The following is a 17,996-nucleotide window of genomic DNA, read 5'->3' on the forward strand; positions in this document are numbered from 1 at the left end:
GTGCGGATACCGGGTGACGTGGTATAATATTCTTCTGGGGGGTGACCTTGTATGTCCAGAAGAAGAAAAAGAAAAAAGAAAGCCGCATTTGGCGGAGTTCTAAAATTTGAAATTTACGGCATTGTGCTGATTACATTAGCGGTCATTGCGTTGTCGGGTGAAGCGGCAGTTGGTCGGTCGCTATCCAAGATGTTTGGGCTCGTATTGGGGAAATTCTATTTTGTTATCCCTCTGATTGGCATTTATTATGGTCTGATGGTGATGATTCACCGCAAGTGGCCGAACCAGTGGAACTCGCGTAAAACGGGTTTGCTCCTGTTGGTATTTGCCTTTACACTTATGAGTTCTATTTCATCTATGGAGCAGCGTTTGGGGCCGATCAACGCGCTTCAGCCGGGCGGAGTGATGACCCAGATACATATAGATATGCGCGAGCAGTTGCTGTCGCCTGATCAGCAGGGCCATTCCTCAATGCTGAACAAGGATATCAGCGGGGGTTACGTAGGCGCGTTGCAGCTTACTGTTCTGTTGTGGCTGTTTGGTCTCACGGGAGCTAAACTGATCATGATTGTTATGTTCGTCATTTGTTTCATGCTGATGACCCAACTGTCCTATGTGGATTTGGTGCGGATTGTAAAAACCAAGCTGCTAGCAGCTGGGGGAAGTGTGCGCAAAAAATGGACTGGTAAAGCTACTCCGCTTTCGGCATCTAGCAAAGGTAATGGAAATAGAAAGATCAAGTCTGAGCCGATTCCTGCCTATGAGGAAGACATGGATGATGACTTTGACGAAATGCAGCCTCCTGCACGCAAACAACCGATTTTCTTTCAGTTGTTTGGTCTTAAGAATTCAGATAAAGCGGACAAGGAAGAGCATTCCGTCGATGAGGATGATCATGATTTTCCATATGAAGCTGAGGACGCGCAGGCCCAGTGGAGAAATGGCAACCAGAGTGAAGAGCTGTCTGACGTAGTCGAACACGCTGAGCAGGAAGCTGCAATTCCGGTAAAAAGGTCGCCGATTATTAGGGATTTCTTCGAACAAGTAAAGCATGAGGAAAGAAGAACGGAAGCTGAATTTGGAGAGTCCCTGACAGGGGCAGAGCAGACGACTTCCATTATTGACGAACCCCTGGATGATGACTTTGTGGGTGCCAATGCGAATAAGGATATGGATGATTCGACTACGATTCAGGGGACATTAGAAGGTGCTCAGGGACAAGCTCAGACGATTGCAACTGGGGTGGCAGGCGAAGAGGTTGAAGGTACCCATACAGCTATCCCGGCTCCGCCGCCGCCTAAACCGTACAAGCTACCATCGTTTCGTTTGCTTGCTAAACCACAAAATGCAGGCAAAGGTATGGGACAAAAGGATTATATGCAAACGGCACGCAAACTGGAAGCAACGCTGGAAAGCTTCGGTGTGCGGGCGAAGGTGCTGGAGGTTGTCCGTGGCCCTGCCGTAACACGTTATGAAATTCAGCCGGACATTGGAGTGAAGGTCAGCCGTATTGTGAGTCTGACGGATGACATTGCGCTTGCGCTTGCTGCCAAAGATATCCGTATGGAGGCTCCAATTCCTGGCAAATCTGCTATCGGAATTGAGGTTCCGAATAATGAAGTTTCCATTGTAACGATGCGTGAGGTAATGGAGACAACCGTTTTCCAGGAGTCAGCTTCCAGCTTGTCTATTGCATTCGGACGTGATATTGCAGGACAGACGATTGTCGGTAATTTGGCCAAGATGCCCCATCTGCTTGTAGCTGGGGCAACAGGTTCGGGTAAATCAGTGTGTATCAATGGGATCATCACGAGTATTTTGTACAAAGCAAAGCCGGATGAGGTCAAATTTTTGATGGTCGATCCTAAAATGGTGGAGTTGAACGTGTACAACGGAATCCCACATTTGTTGGCTCCAGTCGTGACTGATCCAAAGCGTGCCTCACTTGCATTGAAGAAAATTGTAGTTGAAATGGAAAAAAGGTATGAGTTATTTTCCAAATCAGGAACCCGTAATATTGAGGGATACAATAATTTGATGAAAGATAACCCGGATGCATTTCTGCCTTACATCGTCGTTATTGTGGACGAGTTGGCAGATTTAATGATGGTAGCTGCGGGAGATGTGGAGGATGCGATTGCACGACTTGCCCAAATGGCGCGCGCAGCAGGCATCCACCTTATCATTGCAACGCAAAGACCTTCGGTTGACGTAATTACCGGGGTAATTAAAGCTAATATTCCTTCACGTATTGCCTTCGGCGTTTCCTCGCAGGTAGATTCCCGTACTATATTGGATATGGGTGGAGCCGAGAAGCTGCTCGGACGTGGTGATATGCTGTTCATGCCAATGGGTGCTTCTAAACCAGTCCGCGTTCAGGGAGCGTTCATGAGCGATCAAGAAGTCGAAAATATTGTTAACTATGTACGTGAACAGGGTGAAGCGCAGTATGATGAGACGCTAGTGCCGGAGGTGGAAGAGGTATCGACTGATGCAGATGAAATGCTGGATGAGCTGTACGATCAGGCTGTCAACATCATTTTAGAGGCTAAACAAGCTTCCGTTTCGCTCCTTCAGCGCCGTATGCGGATCGGTTATACACGTGCTGCTCGACTGATTGACTCCATGGAAGCTCGCGGAGTCATCGGCCCTTACGAGGGCAGCAAGCCCCGTGAGGTTCTTATCTCAATGGAGCAATATCAGCAAAATAAAGTTAGTTCCTAAGCATTATCTCTATCCAGCACTACATTAAAACGCTGTTCGTTCGCAAGGTAGTTGTTCTAAAATGACAACTGCAAGTGCACAAACAGCGTTTTTTGTGATGTATTTTTGAGGTGTGGCGACTACCTGCTGAAAGAAGATTAAAAGGGTGAATAGCTTTAAGCGGAGCTTGTCATAATAAACGTAGCCATCCTGTTAATCCCACAAAAGAAAGGTAGAGCGCAGCATATGAAAAAGACAATGGTCTGGATTTGCACGGGTATCCTCGCAGCCTCGGCTATTACGTACACAGGACTTTTTAAAAATGACTCTGCACAGCAGCAAGCAGAGTCGCTCAGCACACAGCAGAAAGTACAAGCGGCGCAACCATCCGAGCCGACATTCAGCTCGGGAACGGTTGATTTTGGATCTTACGGTCAGGATGTATATGAGTTGCAATCACGTTTGAAGTTGCTGGGCTTTTTTGGCGGGAAAGTGGACAGCCATTTTGGCAGCAGTACACTAAAAGCTGTTAAAGGTTTTCAAAAGGAATTTGGTATCCGTCCCGATGGAGTGGTCGGAGCAAAGACGAAATTAAAGCTGGTGAATGCTACCCCTAACTGGAAGCCAACGGAAACTCCTATGCATCGTAACAATCAAGGTTCCGCTCAGGGACACACAGCGGACAATAATGATAAAGCGGATCAAAATGATGAAACAATGGGATCGGCCAACACCATGGGACTATCTGCAAACGATCTTAAGATTTTGGCTAATGCGGTCTACGGTGAATCCCGTGGCGAGCCCTTTGAAGGGCAGGTTGCCGTGGCGGCGGTTATTTTGAACAGGGTTAAATCACCTAGTTTTCCAAATACACCATCTGGGGTGGTTTTCCAGCCGGGGGCCTTTACAGCTGTAGCAGACGGACAAATCTGGCTTACGCCGAATGAAACTGCACAGAAGGCAGTACGACAGGCGCTGAACGGCTGGGACCCAAGCGGAGGATGTCTCTATTATTTTAATCCAAAAACAGCCACCTCCAAATGGATTTGGACCCGTCCGCAGGTGAAAACCATCGGGGAACATATTTTTTGCATGTAAAACGCCGAAGCAGCCGGGAGCTTGTCTCCGGTTGCTTCTTGGCTTTTGCATGGTTAGAATAAAGATTGGTACACTTTACCTCTTTACAGGAGGACGATTTACAGCAGCTAATGCTAATCAAAGGCTAGACGCCAATTGACGTCACAAAGGAGTTTTGGACTTGAACAAAACAGGTTTCGAGCGTGGCACACGCAGACAACTGAGGATTCATGTACTGCCAACCAAGCGCTTTAAGACGTTTGCTATATCATTGTATGTAGGCACTCCGCTACGGGAGGAAACCGTAACTCGAGTGGGGCTGGTACCTTTCGTTCTGCGCCGGGGTACAGAATCGTATCCGCAGACTACACAATTCAGAGAACAGTTAGAGCAATTGTATGGCGCAGGTTTCGGATTCGATGTGTATAAACGTGGAGATTATCAGATCGTGCAATTTCGCATGGATACGATTAATGACAGCTTTGTAAACAGTCCGGATAGTTTGCTGGATCGTTCGTTTGCTTTCCTTGGAGAAGTGCTGACGAAGCCTGCATTGGAAAATGATGCATTTCAAACTGGATACGTTCAGCAGGAACGAGAAAATGTGCGCAAGAAGCTGGAATCTATAGTTAACGATAAAATACGTTATGCTGGTGAGCGCTGCATGGAGGAAATGTGCAAAGATGAGCCTTATCGTCTGCACCCTCTTGGTCAACGATCTGATCTGGACAGTATAGATGCACAGAGCTTGTATGAGGCTTATGGAGAATGGCTGAATCATGCCAGCATGGATTTATACGTTGTGGGAGATACGACGCTAGAAGAAGTTGAGAAGTTTGTTGATCGCTATTTTCAATTGAACCGTTCAGCGGAAGCAGGGTATGTTCCGGAACAGCCCAAGTCGGTAGAGCGTGATGTTCAAACTGTTGTAGAGCGTCTTGATGTGAACCAGGGCAAGCTCAACATGGGATTGCGGACCCCTATTACGTATGGTGACGATCGCTATGCATCCGCTCTGATGTACAATGGCATTCTGGGCGGGTATCCGCATTCAAAGCTGTTCGTTAATGTAAGGGAAAAGGAAAGTTTGGCGTATTACGCTTCATCGCGATATGACGGGCATAAAGGGATTGGTACGATTCAATCTGGTATTGAAATTCCTAATTATGAAAAAGCGGTTACTATTATCCGCAAGCAACTGGAAGATACGCAAAACGGAGCGATTACTGAGCTGGAAATGACCCAAACGCAGGCGATGATTCGCAACTTGCTGAAGGAGATGCAGGATTCCGCTTTTGAGATGATCGCCTATGATTTTAACAGACAGCTTTCCGGTAAAGAGCGGACGGTAGATGAGCTGCTGAGTCAGGTGGAGGCAGTCAAGGTGCAGGATGTTCAGGATGCCGCCCGGACGTTCCGACTGGACACTATTTATTTCTTGAGAGACCAGAAAGGGGAATAACGGTGGAGCATATACCTTATGAGCATTTGCAGGAAACGCTGTACTATGAAGTAATGGATAACGGCTTACACGTTTATGTGTTGCCCAAACCGGGTTTTCAGAAGACGTACGCCACATTTGCGACTAAATACGGCTCGGTTGATAATCATTTCCGCGTAGAAGGTCAACAGCCCGTAAAGGTGCCGGATGGCATAGCCCATTTTTTGGAGCATAAAATGTTTGAAGAGCCTGAAGGAGATATTTTTGCTACCTTTTCCTCTAATGGTGCATCGGCGAACGCATTTACGAGCTTTGATCAAACCGTATATCTGTTTTCGGCAACTGAGCGTATTCAAGAAAATTTGACCACGCTGGTCAATTTTGTTCAACATCCTTACTTTACAGATGAAAATGTAGAGAAGGAAAAAGGCATTATTGGCCAGGAAATCAATATGTATGAAGATAACCCCGATTGGCGGAGTTACTTTGGTCTGATCGAGGCGTTGTACAAGGTCCATCCGGTGCATATTGATATCGCAGGTACGATTCAATCCATCAGTACGATTACAAAGGAAACGCTGTACAGTTGCTATGAAGCTTTCTACCACCCAAGCAATATGATTCTTTTTGTAGTGGGAGGAGTGGATCCAGCTGAAGTAATAGAGCTGGTACGTAACAATCAGGCCAAAAAGGACTATAAGCCGCAGGGAGAGATTGAGCGGATTTTCGACGATGAACCCACTACAGTTGCAGAACCACGTCGTGAGGTGAAGCTGGCCGTTTCTCTGCCAAAGCTACTGTTTGGATTCAAGGAGGCTGAAGTAGGCTTAACGGGTGAAGAATTGCTTCGTCATGATCTGGAAACCAAGCTGATGCTTGATCTCCTATTTGGTTCCAGTACACAACTGTATCAAAAGCTCTACGATGAGGATCTGATTTCGGACAGTTTTGGCCATGAGTACAATAGTACGCAGCAATATGCATTTTCCGCAATCGGTGGAGATACCAAAGACCCGGATCGGCTGTTGGCGAGAATACGTGAAGAGGTGGAGTCCATCCAGAAGCAGGGCTTCGCAGCAGAACATTTTGAACGGGCACGCAAAAAGAAAATCGGTGGTTATCTGCGTACACTCAATTCACCAGAAAATATTGCGCATGAATTTACAAGACATCGCTTCCGGGGCAGTGATTTTTTCCAACTGCTTCCGATTTATGAAAGTATTACGCTTGAGGATGTAAATCGCCGTCTGAAAGACCATATCCAGTGGGATCAACTCGCAATATCACTAGTGGTGAGTCCGTAATGTCCAGGGAGAGGGAAACGATGACCACTGAGGGCGGAGAATTAAAAGCGATTGGCGATACAACTGTGCTGATTACAGGAGCGAGTGGCGGAATTGGTGCGGCTATTGCTGAGCGTTTTGCAGCTGTAGGGATGAATGTGGTCATTCACTACATGAAGTCCCATGAAAAAGCAAATGAAGTTGCCCGTCGTTGCATGGTTTATTCAGGCAAGGTAATGACCGTGTCTGCGGATCTGCGGAGCAAGGAGCAGATCGAACGCATGCGGGAAAAGCTGGATAATCACGGGATGAAGCCGGATATTCTTGTGAACAACGCCGGATTATCTCATTATGGGCTGTTGACAGATGTTTCGGAAGAGGAATGGGACGAAGTGATGGCAGTCAATGTTAAGGGAACCTTTCTGTGTACGCAGGTTTTTATGCCACATATGATTTCCCAACGCTATGGCCGCATTGTGAATGTTTCCTCCGTGTGGGGGATATGTGGGGCTTCGTGCGAGGTGTTGTATTCCACCACGAAGGGAGGCATTAACGCTTTCACTAAAGCGCTGGCTCAAGAAGTAGCACCTTCCGGGGTGACAGTGAATGCAGTAGCTCCAGGTGCAGTGAATACGTCGATGCTGGATCATTTAGATGAAGGCGAAATTACCAGTTTGGAAGAAGAAATTCCTGCCGGACGATTGGCTCGACCTGATGAGATATCATCCCTGGTTTATTTTCTTGCGCTTCCTGAGTCAGGTTATATTAATGGCCAGGTCATAAGTCCTAACGGAGGATGGGTGACTTAAGGGAAATAGCGCTTGGAGGAATCCACCAGTATAGTAAGCGTCTGAGAAGAGCATATTACAACTGTTGATTTTAAATCTGAATCATCTAAGGAGGATTTAAGTATGTCAACAGTTGTTCAGAATTTTGATGTTTGGAAAAAGTTCCTCGGTCAGCGTGTAGAGCAAGCGGAGAAGCTGGGAATCAGCCAAGATACCATTTCAGAGCTTGCTTATGAAATCGGTGATTTTCTGGATGAGAAGGTCGATCCAGCCAACCACTCCAACCGCGCATTGAAAGAACTGTGGGGAGTTGCCGATGAGGACGAGCGTCACACCATCGCCCGGCTAATGGTTAAATTGGCCAAGAGCAACGCATAAGTAAGAACCAACATGAAAAGCTCCCTTTTGGGGGCTTTTCTGTAATGGTTACAGAGCTGTTCTTGTAATTCCCTTGTAATTTATATATCATAAACGTGATTGAGGCTTACAACACAATGCAGCCTATCAAATTTCAATAATTGGTTTTGTCGAAAGATGTTATTTTATGATACAATAATGCTTTGATTTGGAGTTGTTGACGGTTTGAATGTGAATGAGGTGCTAACGTGACGGAAGAAACGAAACAGTGGTACATGGAGTACAAGATACATAAAAATCGACCCGGACTGCTGGGAGACATTGCTTCCATGCTTGGTATTCTGGGGGTTAATATACTGACGATCAACGGTGTTGAAGGTGAAAGACGGGGAATGTTGCTTGAAACAGACGATGATGAGAAGATACGTATTCTCGGAGACACGTTAAAAAAAGCGAGCAACATTACAGTCACGGCCTTACGTGCTCCGAGACTGGTTGATATATTGGCAGTAAGACATGGCCGTTACATCGATCGGGATTCGGATGATCGTAAAACATTTCGCTTTACACGCGATGAGCTTGGGTTGCTGGTCGATTTTTTGGGTGAAGTATTAAAGAGGGACGGCAATCAGGTGATCGGTCTTCGCGGGATGCCACGTGTGGGCAAAACGGAATCCATTATTGCCAGTAGTGTATGCGCAATGAAGCGTTGGACTTTTGTATCTTCGACGCTACTAAGACAGACGGTACGCAGTCAGCTCTCTGAAGAAGAAATGAACCCAAACAATGTGTTTATTATTGATGGTATTGTGAGTACAATTCGGTCAAATGAAAGACATTATCACCTGCTTCAGGAAATTATGAGCATGCCAAGTACTAAAGTGATTGAGCATCCTGATGTATTTGTACGTGAGTCGGGATACAGCTTTGACGATTTCAATATCATTATTGAACTTCGCAATAATCCGGCTGAGGAAATTATTTATGATACCTTTACAGCCAGTTATACAGAAGATCTTTAAATAAGCGTAATTACACAAGGAGATGATGACATGTCAGAACTGGGTCAGCAATTAAAGGAGGCCCGGCTGCAAAAAGGATTGAGCCTTGACGATGTTCAGGAAATGACGAAGATACGCAAACGTTATCTGGAAGCCATTGAGACGGGCGATTACAAAGTGCTGCCGGGAAGCTTTTATGTCAGAGCTTTTATTAAAACATATGCTGAAACGGTCGGGTTGAATCCTGATGAGATTCTGGAAGGGCATCAAAGCAATGTGCCTGAACCTGAACCGGAAGCAGTCATGGAGCCTGTTACACAGAAACGCTCCAGCCGTCCCGCCACGATTGGTAATCTTAAATGGTTGCCTACAGCGTTAATGTGGCTTTTTCTAGTTCTCATTGTTGGGGTTATTTATGCTTATTGGGTGAGCAACAACCATTCAACTCCAAAAACAGCAGAAAACACAACACCGATTACTACACCAAGTACAACACCAAGTACAACACCAAGTACAACACCAAGTACAACACCGAGTACAACACCAAACACGTCTACTCCTGATACCACTACGACACAGCCGAACAATGGTCAAACGACGGCTCCAAATGGTGCTGGTGGGCAGACTCCTGGTGCGGGGCAAACCGGGCAAACTCAGCCAAATGGTACGGGGAATACGGATGCTACTACTCCAAATACTGGACAACAGCCGGATACGACTACTCCACAACAAGGTGTAACTGTGGCACAGGACGGCAAGCAAGGCAAGACGACGATTTTTAAAGTTTCCAGTGCAACGGGAGCCACAGCCAAGGTTGATATTAAAGCTACGGGTGAAAGCTGGCTTGAAGTGTACAAGGGAGAAAATTCCCGTGGAGAAAAGCTGAGTTATGGTATGACTAAAAGTGGAGATGCCATGTCTTTCGATATTGGTCCAGAAGGTTTATATATCAAATCAGGGCGGTCTTCTGCCACAGATATTTCCGTAGCAGGTCAACCGATAACAGATAATAAATCGACTACTCGTGTACTGATACAGCAAGGAGAAGCCTCTTCGACCGGAACGAGTGCAGGGGTGACGGGTTTACCTGCAGATTCTACGACAGGTAGCAGTACGGATTCAGCACAAAGTGGTACAGATTCTACAACTACTAATGGTGAATAAACGCCTTGGTGCGAGGAAATACTAATGACTGTAATTCCTGGAAAGGCAGTCATTTCATTTTCCGCAAAGTGAGGTGTATACGTTATGACCGTCAGCTGGATTGTGACTGGGCTCGGTATAATTGTCAGTTTACTGGGCTATTATCTGACACCGAATGCATGGGGCTATGGCATACTGGGCTTTGGTCTTGCTCACATTGTGCTTGGACTTTTGGATATGTTCCGAACTCCAACACGAAGCCATAATTAGATATTTTGACCCTAAATGAAATAAAGGCGTTTTTGTCAGGAAAACTGGCAAGAACGCCTTTTTAGTCAACCGATTATTGGATTTTTGTAAATGACTAGCCTATAATTAGATATTGAACTTTGTTGTGGAAAGGAAAGTGAAACGATGGCTTCAGAAAATTCATTTGATATCGTCTCCAAAATGGATATGCAGGAGTTAACAAATGCGGTTCATCAGACGGAGCGTGAAATTGAAACACGATTTGATTTCAAGGATAGCAAAAGTAGCCTCAAGCTTGAGAAAGAAGCTCTTACGATTGCATCGGAAGACGAATACAAGCTGAATGCGGTGATTGATATTTTGCAGTCTAAAATGGCTAAACGAGGTCTGTCCCTCAAAAATGTGGAGTATGGCAAATTGGAACCCGCTTCTCTAGGTTCAGTGCGTCAGCGTCTTTCGCTGAAGCAGGGAATTGATCAGGATAATGCCAAGAAAATTAACATTCTTATTCGGGACTCCAAGCTAAAAGTTAAAAGTCAGATTCAAGGTGATCAAATCCGGGTGACCGGGAAAAACAGGGATGATTTACAGGCGATCATTCAATTGCTACGTAAAGCTGATTTGCCATTGGAGCTTCAATTTACAAACATGAAATAAAGACGTTTTCCCTCATATATTTTGCAGGAAAAACGTTGCTTGATGTGCGGCAGGTTATTTTGACATGCGTTTTGCGCCATATTATACTTGTAACGAAAATGCAGACAATTCAGGTGTATAGCGCTCGCCGAAAGCGATTTACATAGGGTTGAATTTAATCCGAAAACTGCCATTTGTAATCAAGTACGATAATCAGGGGAGAGTGTGTTGTGAATTTACCCAACAGAATTACAATAACGCGGATTTGCCTTATCCCGGTGATGATGCTGGCTTTGCTGGTGGACTTTGATTTTTATCCGCCACCGATTGAGATCGGAGCTTTCAAGCTGCCGTATAATCAGCTGATTGCGGCTATCATTTTCCTTGTAGCAGCCAGCACGGACGGTCTTGACGGGTATTTGGCACGTAAAAATAATATGGTCACCAATTTGGGCAAGCTGTTGGACCCCCTTGCTGATAAGCTTTTGGTAACCGCCATTTTGGTTTCCTTGGTAGAAATGGGGAAAATTGATTCGTGGATTGTTGTTGTGATTGTTAGCCGTGAGTTTGCGGTTACGGGGCTGCGTCAGATTGCCTTGCTGGATGGGTCTGTGGTTGCTGCAAGCAATTGGGGCAAATTAAAGACGATCATTCAGATTGTTGCTATAGTAGCGCTGCTCATTAATAATTTCCCGTTTGTTTTTCTTGGTATACCGTTTGATTTAATAGCGATATGGGCAGCGGTGTTGATCACCATTTATTCGGGTATTGATTATTTCGTGAAAAATATCCATTTGCTGAGCTCCTCCAAGGTTTAACAGTATAAATTTTATGGAAACAGCAATAGGGACTAAACTTATTGCTGTTTCTTTATATAATTCCCATCATATTCGCAGTACAGGAGGAAGAATTGATGAAAGCTGAAATAATTGCGGTAGGAACAGAGTTATTGCTCGGACAAATAGTGAATACAAATGCTCAATATTTGTCACAAGAGTTGGCTACAATTGGAATCGATGTATATTTTCAGACTGTGGTTGGCGATAACATAGATCGGCTTCAGGAAGCCATAAGAATTGCTCAGAAGCGTGCGGATATTATTTTATTTTCTGGCGGTCTGGGACCGACCCAGGATGATTTGACGAAAGATGCGATAGCGTCTGTATTGGGGCGAAAATTGCACATAGATCGTCTTGCAATGGACAAGCTAGATCAATTTTTTCGTAACCGTGGGGTAGAAATGACCGAAAATAACCGCCGGCAGGCGCTTTCTATTGAAGGTGCTACTCCGCTTGAAAATGAGACAGGGCTAGCTGTGGGCGACGCAATTGCACAGGATGGTAAATTTTATGTAGTTTTGCCTGGACCTCCTAAGGAACTCAAACCGATGTTTGCAAACCAGGCCAAACCTTGGTTGCTTCAGCAGGCATTGAGCGGTGAGGAAATGCCAATTTATTCAAAAATGCTAAAATTTGCAGGGATTGGTGAGTCAGCTCTTGAAACCCGTTTGTTAGATCTGATCCAATCCCAGACAGACCCCACGATTGCTCCTTATGCCAAGGAAGGGGAAGTCACGATCCGTATATCCACCAAGGCGGCCAGCGAAAGTGAAGCATTGATTAAGCTGACGGCTACGGAAGTAGAAATTCAGCAGCGTCTTTCGGAATTTATGTATGCAAGCGAAGATGTTACGCTGGAGAAGGTTATCGTAGATCTAATGGCCAATCGCGGACTCACTGTGAGTGCGGCAGAAAGCTGTACAGGTGGACTGCTGATGGAACACCTCACTTCTATACCTGGCAGTGCTACTATGTTTCAAGGTGGCATCGTGTGCTATTCCAATGAAATGAAGATGAAATTACTCAACGTGCCTTGTGATTATTTAGAGGGGGATCAAGCGCCAGGTGCAGTGAGTAAGGAAGTGGCCCTTGTGCTTGCAGAGCAGGCGAGAATGATCATGGACAGCGATTTTGGACTTTCAGTTACTGGTGTAGCCGGACCTGGGTATTCCGAACGTAAGCCAGTCGGTCTAGTGTATATTGGCATTGCTGAACGCGACAAGGAAACGGAAGTACATGAACTGAGACTGAGTGGTAACCGCGAAACAATCCGACTGCGATCAGTCAAAGCGATTCTGTACAGATTGTGGCGCAGGCTGGTAGAGAACGAGAAACTCTCTTAATCATCTATGTACAGTGTGGGTCGTAGAGTTGTTTTAGATAGATATTCATGATATAATCACCTTATCGGAAGAACCGTTGCAAAGCCTTTTGCCAGCGGTTCTTTTTTTGTTTTAAGAGACAGGTGTAATTACAGAAGAGAGCTGTGTGAATAAAAAAACGAATGTATGTTCGAAAAAATGCTTGGCAAGCGTGTCAAAACAAGGTATTATTAAAGTACAAACAATGAAGGATGTGAGTTTATTGTCAGATCGTCGTGCTGCGCTGGATATGGCGCTCCGTCAAATAGAAAAGCAATTTGGTAAAGGTTCCATTATGAAGTTGGGTGAGTCTACCCACATGCAAGTGGAAACGATCCCCAGTGGTTCGATTGCTTTGGATATTGCGTTAGGAACGGGCGGCTTTCCAAGAGGCCGGGTTATTGAAATATACGGACCGGAATCATCCGGTAAAACGACAGTAGCTCTTCACGCTATCGCAGAGGTGCAAAAAACAGGCGGACAAGCCGCCTTTATCGACGCCGAGCATGCGCTTGATCCGTCGTATGCAAGCAAGCTGGGTGTCAATATTGATGAGTTGTTACTATCGCAACCAGATACAGGAGAGCAGGCGCTTGAGATTGCCGAAGCCCTTGTACGTAGTGGAGCAGTAGACATTGTAGTTGTTGACTCCGTAGCGGCACTTGTGCCGAAGGCAGAGATTGAAGGCGAAATGGGAGATTCCCATGTCGGTCTTCAAGCACGTCTGATGTCGCAGGCATTGCGTAAGCTGTCTGGAGCCATTAACAAATCGAAAACTATTGCTATTTTTATTAACCAGCTACGTGAAAAAGTAGGTGTTATGTTCGGTAACCCTGAAACAACACCAGGTGGACGTGCCTTGAAGTTTTACTCTACGGTACGTTTGGATGTTCGTCGTATTGAAAGTTTGAAAATGGGTAACGACATTGTGGGTAACCGCACACGTATTAAAGTCGTGAAGAATAAAGTTGCCCCTCCATTCCGTCAGGCTGAAGTGGACATTATGTACGGTGAGGGCATTTCCAAAGAAGGTAGCTTGATCGATATCGGTACGGAGCATGACATTGTCGACAAGAGTGGAGCTTGGTATTCCTACGAAGGTGAGCGCCTTGGTCAGGGACGTGAGAATGCGAAGCAATTTTTGAAGGAAAATCCGAACATTGCTAGTACGATCGAGCAAAAAATTCGGGTGGCAAGCAATTTGATTACGACGGTTGCTCCGCCTACAGAAGAAGAGTTGGCACAGCAAGCCAAGGAAGAACAGGAATTGTTGGAGCTTGAATAAAGCTTGGTGAATCCTGATTTGTGAACTGGAGCCAGGGTTATGGCACAATCCGGTTGAATAGCATGATTCTGATGCCCTGCACAGTTGTGCAGGGCATTTTTGCATCAATTAAAGCTGCTTTGTCAGCGGAATCTAACTTTTGCGTAGCAGTTGTCCAAAGACTGCTTTCGTGAATTTCAAAGTGAGGGAAACATATTGCAGTTGGACGATGAAGATGAATATTCTGCGGAAGCAAATAAGCAACAAGAGATTTCTCTTTTTCCGGATCATGAGGAATTGATGATTACTAGGGTAGAGCAGGGACAGGGACGCAAACGTGGACGCTATATCATTCATTTTGGCCCGTATTCATTGTCTGTATTAGAAGATGTAATGATCAAGTACAATATGTTCAAAGGAACGTCATTCGTCAAAAAAGAACTGGAAGATATTGTTCTGGCAGATGAAAAGCAACAGGCCTATGTACTCGCGCTTCGATATTTGGGGCGAAAGCCTCGCACACGTCAGGAAATTGCCCAGCGTTTGGTGCAAAAAGAACTGGATCAGTCTGTTATTGACGAAGTAATGGTCCGACTGGAAAGGGAGCAACTCGTGGATGATGATTTGTACGCCCGCCAATGGGCAAGGCAGCGTATAACTAGCCAACGTAAGGGGAAGATGTGGGTTAGGCAAGAACTCCGTCAGAAAGGCATCTCTAAAGCCTCTATTGGGGAAGCGTTAGGTGAAATCACCGATAATGAGGAGTGGGAGAGTGCTTTGACGATCGGACGTAAGAAATGGAATCAGGTACGTGGTGATATAATGGAGAAAAAAAGGAAAACCTACCCTTTTCTCATGAGACGCGGATATTCGGGGGATATGACACGCCGAGTGGTCAATCATCTCACTGCGGCCGAGCATGACGCTGCTTCAGATGACGAGGAATTGTTGCAGTGGGAGGAATAATTGCCAAACGGCTGCTGAACCTTGGGCTAGTATGAACGGATAGGATGAGCTAGTTATTACATGGAAAGCTGCATGGTACTCTACTAATGTTTGCATTCCCTTGACAATGCCATTTGTCAAATAATAAAATATATATGAAACGATACTTGTGGAACGCCCTTTTTCCTTCCAAAAAAGCGGAATCCACCGGTGAGTTCTCATCGCCAAATAACAAGTGATGCCGCTATGCCAGGCGGAATTGTACATGTGAAAGCATGTGCATATGAAATGAAACGACCTTGTGTCGTTATCTTAGTTTGACGATCAAAGTAAATGTGACAATTGCAAAAAGTCCCAAGGAATGCCTTGGAGGAACCAACGGGGAGGTGAACAGTATGATGACTGCGATCTGGTTCGTTCTCGTTGCTGTAGCCGCGTTATTCTTTGGGTTCGGGATTGGTTATTTTATTCGCAAATCTATTGCAGAAGCTAAGATCTCCAGTGCGGAAGAAGCTGCCGCGCAAATCGTGGAGAACGCGAAAAAAGAGGCAGAAGCGCTGAAGAAGGAAACGGTATTGGAAGCGAAAGATGAAATTCACCGCATCCGTGCCGAAGCTGAAAAAGAAACTCGTGAACGTCGCAATGAAATTCAACGACAGGAACGAAGATTGCTGCAAAAAGAAGAATCGCTGGATAAAAAATTGGAATCGCTGGAACGCAAAGAAGAACAGGTGGCCAACAAAGAGAAACGAATCGATGAAACCCAGCAGCAAATTGATTTGATTTACAAGAGTCAGGTAACTGAGTTGGAGCGTATTTCCAATCTGACGATGGAGGATGCAAGAAGTATTATTCTGACCAACGTAGAGCAGGAAGTTCGTCATGAAACAGCTCAGATGATTAAAGAAATTGAACAGCAGGCCAAAGAAGAAGCGGACAAAAAGTCTCGTGAAATCATCACACTGGCCATCCAACGCTGTGCGGCAGATCATGTAGCAGAAACGACGGTTTCTGTCGTCACATTGCCGAACGAAGAAATGAAAGGCCGGATTATCGGGCGCGAAGGCCGTAATATCCGTGCACTTGAAACCCTTACAGGAATTGACCTCATTATTGATGATACGCCGGAAGCTGTTATTTTGTCCGGATTTGATCCGATTCGTAGAGAGATTGCGCGTACTGCGCTTGAAAAGCTCGTAGCGGACGGACGGATACATCCGGCTCGTATTGAAGAGATGGTGGAAAAATCCCGTAAAGAGGTGGACGAACGAATCCGTGAATATGGTGAGCAGGCCACCTTTGAGGTGGGCGTGCATAGCTTACATCCGGATTTGATCAAGATCTTGGGACGTCTTAAGTTCCGTACGAGTTACGGACAGAACGTATTAAAGCACTCGATGGAAGTTGCATACTTGACAGGTCTAATGGCCGGGGAACTGGGCGAAGACGTTGTACTGGCAAGACGGGCAGGATTGCTGCATGACATCGGGAAGGCGCTGGATCACGAAGTGGAAGGATCGCACGTTGAAATTGGCGTGGAACTGGCGAAGAAGTACAAGGAACACCCGGTCGTCATCAACAGCATTGCTTCACATCACGGCGACTGCGAAGCGACTTCAGTGATCGCCATGCTGGTTGGGGCGGCAGATGCTCTATCAGCAGCAAGACCGGGAGCGCGGCGTGAAACGCTAGAGACGTACATCCGTCGTCTTGAGAAGCTGGAACGCATCTCCGAATCTTTTGAAGGCGTTGAAAAATCATACGCGATTCAAGCCGGACGCGAAGTTCGTGTCATGGTACAGCCAGAGAAAATTGATGATGCGGAAGCATTCCGACTGGCCCGCGATATTACGAAAACGATTGAGAATGAACTGGACTATCCGGGACATATCAAAGTTACTGTTATTCGCGAGACCCGTGCGGTAGAATACGCAAAATAAAAGCATTTCAATGAAAAGTGGCCACTGTTTGTAGGGCCACTTTTCATTTATGTAAGGCAGACTAGGGAGGGCTTTCTATCAACGTATTATTTATTGGAGACATCGTCGGCAGTGTAGGCAGAAAGGCACTGAGGGAAAATCTTCCTTCGCTCAAATCAAAATACAATCCGCATGTTATTATCGTGAACGGAGAAAATGCAGCTTCGGGAAGAGGCATAACCCCTGCTATCGCCAGAGAGTTTTTTGATTGGGGCGTCCATGGGATTACGATGGGAAATCATACTTGGGACAATAAGGAAATATTTGATTTTATAGATGATGAGCCACGGATCATTCGCCCGGCTAACTTTCCACCAGGAACACCGGGCCGAGGTTATACCGTTGTAAAGGGTGGAGGTAAGGAGCTGGCTATTGTTAATCTGCAAGGTAGAACCTTTTTGCCAGCTATTGACGATCCATTCCGTGCAGCAGATGAAATTGTCGATGAGTTGCGCAAAAAACATAAACATATCCTAGTTGATTTTCACGCCGAAGCAACCTCGGAAAAAATCGCTATGGGTTGGCATTTGGATGGACGTGCTTCAATCGTGGTAGGTACGCACACACATGTACAGAGCAATGACGATACAATTTTGCCACAAGGAACTGCGTATCAGACAGATGCGGGAATGGTAGGTCCTTATGAGGGAGTGCTTGGAATGCAGAAAGAGGCTGTGTTACAGAAATTCCAGACCCAGCTTCCGGTGCGTTTTCAAGTGGACATGGGCAAATGGCATTTCCATGCCATCAGCGTAGAGCTGAATGATAACGATGGAAAAGCCCGCAAAATTCAGAAAATCAGACTCAAAGAAGATGAATGGCGGATGGATTAACTTTTTTGTAAGCTGCTTAAGGAAAGAATAAGGAAAACTGTCACCAAAAAGCAGGAATTTTTTGCTGACCCTCGAATAACATCTAATAGTGGAATCA

At 45.7% G+C, this 17,996-nt stretch carries 16 protein-coding genes; all 16 read left to right on the forward strand.

The annotated features are described in order from the left end of the window. Positions 1–51 precede the first annotated feature (51 nt). The 16 genes from NSS94_RS10545 (at position 52) to NSS94_RS10620 (ending at position 17,899) form a co-directional block, all read left to right on the forward strand. The gene (locus tag NSS94_RS10545) at positions 52–2,724 is read left to right on the forward strand and encodes an FtsK/SpoIIIE family DNA translocase (protein WP_341039260.1); all 2,673 of its coding nucleotides are present in this window, start codon (positions 52–54) and stop codon (positions 2,722–2,724) included. Positions 2,725–2,949: 225 nt separating this feature from the next. Continuing rightward, positions 2,950–3,801: a spore cortex-lytic enzyme gene (gene sleB, locus NSS94_RS10550; protein WP_069011412.1), complete on the forward strand. Its 852-nt coding sequence runs from the start codon at positions 2,950–2,952 to the stop codon at positions 3,799–3,801. A gap of 160 nt (positions 3,802–3,961) precedes the next feature. Then, positions 3,962–5,242, forward strand: coding sequence for an EF-P 5-aminopentanol modification-associated protein YfmF (gene yfmF / locus NSS94_RS10555; RefSeq protein WP_029517037.1), 1,281 nt, complete (start codon positions 3,962–3,964; stop codon positions 5,240–5,242). Positions 5,243–5,244: 2 nt separating this feature from the next. Continuing rightward, entirely contained in the window at positions 5,245–6,525 is a 1,281-nt protein-coding gene (gene yfmH / locus NSS94_RS10560; protein ID WP_039273585.1) for an EF-P 5-aminopentanol modification-associated protein YfmH, read from the forward strand. A gap of 20 nt (positions 6,526–6,545) precedes the next feature. Then, complete coding sequence (gene ymfI, locus NSS94_RS10565) at positions 6,546–7,313, forward strand: elongation factor P 5-aminopentanone reductase (protein ID WP_069011413.1); 768 nt, start codon at positions 6,546–6,548, stop codon at positions 7,311–7,313. 102 nt (positions 7,314–7,415) lie between these two features. Then, positions 7,416–7,670 (forward strand): DUF3243 domain-containing protein, encoded by a 255-nt coding sequence (locus tag NSS94_RS10570; RefSeq protein WP_013309950.1) that lies wholly within the window; start codon positions 7,416–7,418, stop codon positions 7,668–7,670. A gap of 227 nt (positions 7,671–7,897) precedes the next feature. Continuing rightward, positions 7,898–8,671 carry a DUF3388 domain-containing protein gene (locus NSS94_RS10575; RefSeq protein ID WP_013370747.1) on the forward strand — a complete coding sequence of 258 codons (774 nt, stop codon included), beginning with the start codon at positions 7,898–7,900 and terminating at the stop codon, positions 8,669–8,671. Between the two features lie 30 nt (positions 8,672–8,701). After that, positions 8,702–9,814 carry a helix-turn-helix domain-containing protein gene (locus NSS94_RS10580; RefSeq protein WP_318626648.1) on the forward strand — a complete coding sequence of 371 codons (1,113 nt, stop codon included), beginning with the start codon at positions 8,702–8,704 and terminating at the stop codon, positions 9,812–9,814. Positions 9,815–9,898: 84 nt separating this feature from the next. Beyond that, positions 9,899–10,063, forward strand: coding sequence for a hypothetical protein (locus tag NSS94_RS10585; RefSeq protein WP_023988236.1), 165 nt, complete (start codon positions 9,899–9,901; stop codon positions 10,061–10,063). A gap of 144 nt (positions 10,064–10,207) precedes the next feature. Then, positions 10,208–10,699, forward strand: a complete 492-nt coding sequence (locus NSS94_RS10590; RefSeq protein WP_013309953.1) for a YajQ family cyclic di-GMP-binding protein — start codon at positions 10,208–10,210, stop codon at positions 10,697–10,699. Positions 10,700–10,908: 209 nt separating this feature from the next. Continuing rightward, positions 10,909–11,496 (forward strand): CDP-diacylglycerol--glycerol-3-phosphate 3-phosphatidyltransferase, encoded by a 588-nt coding sequence (gene pgsA / locus NSS94_RS10595; protein ID WP_013309954.1) that lies wholly within the window; start codon positions 10,909–10,911, stop codon positions 11,494–11,496. A gap of 95 nt (positions 11,497–11,591) precedes the next feature. After that, on the forward strand, positions 11,592–12,860 hold the full coding sequence (locus NSS94_RS10600; protein WP_029517041.1) for a competence/damage-inducible protein A: 1,269 nt from the start codon (positions 11,592–11,594) through the stop codon (positions 12,858–12,860). 241 nt (positions 12,861–13,101) lie between these two features. Next, on the forward strand, positions 13,102–14,163 hold the full coding sequence (gene recA / locus NSS94_RS10605; protein WP_023988239.1) for a recombinase RecA: 1,062 nt from the start codon (positions 13,102–13,104) through the stop codon (positions 14,161–14,163). Between the two features lie 195 nt (positions 14,164–14,358). Then, a complete protein-coding gene (locus NSS94_RS10610; RefSeq protein ID WP_069011415.1) occupies positions 14,359–15,108 on the forward strand; it encodes a regulatory protein RecX in 750 nt (249 codons plus the stop codon). Between the two features lie 374 nt (positions 15,109–15,482). Then, positions 15,483–17,027, forward strand: coding sequence for a ribonuclease Y (gene rny, locus NSS94_RS10615; protein WP_013309958.1), 1,545 nt, complete (start codon positions 15,483–15,485; stop codon positions 17,025–17,027). Between the two features lie 77 nt (positions 17,028–17,104). Then, positions 17,105–17,899: a TIGR00282 family metallophosphoesterase gene (locus NSS94_RS10620; protein WP_013309959.1), complete on the forward strand. Its 795-nt coding sequence runs from the start codon at positions 17,105–17,107 to the stop codon at positions 17,897–17,899. Positions 17,900–17,996: the final 97 nt, after the last annotated feature.

Source organism: Paenibacillus sp. FSL L8-0644 (assembly GCF_038008165.1).
Taxonomy (GTDB): Bacteria; Bacillota; Bacilli; order Paenibacillales; family Paenibacillaceae; genus Paenibacillus; species Paenibacillus polymyxa_D.